Source organism: Planctopirus hydrillae, assembly GCF_001707835.1.
Lineage (GTDB): Bacteria > Planctomycetota > Planctomycetia > Planctomycetales > Planctomycetaceae > Planctopirus > Planctopirus hydrillae.
The window spans coordinates 1-319 of sequence record NZ_LYDR01000006.1 but is presented as its reverse complement, the minus strand read 5'-3'; the positions used below and the strand labels follow the sequence as shown (position 1 = coordinate 319).

1 protein-coding gene is annotated in these 319 nt (G+C 58.9%); it reads left to right on the top strand.

The genetic code is table 11. The annotated features are described in order from the left end of the window. On the top strand, positions 1 to 319 hold a 319-nt coding region (locus A6X21_RS00930), incomplete at both ends, for a glycosyl hydrolase family 18 protein (protein ID WP_205847357.1).

Sequence of the window (319 nt, the reverse complement as noted above, 5' to 3'; positions counted from 1 at the left end):
GCGTACGTCAGGTTCGTCTCGACCCTTAAGCAAAAGTTCGCCGAGGCAAACTTGGAGCTCAGCGTCGACGTAGAGGCCAGCGCACCGTCTAGTGCCATTCCCGAACTTGCCTCGGCGGCCGACTACCTCGTGGTGATGGCCTACGACGAACACGAGGAAAGCGGTTCGCCCGGACCGATCGCCAGTATCGATTTCACCGAGCGACTCCTTGACAAAGTCCTGACAAGCGTTTCGGAAGACAAGGTCGTGTTGGGGGTCGGAAGCTATGCCTACGACTGGACGGAGGGGGAATCTCCGGCCGAATCACTCAGCTACCAAG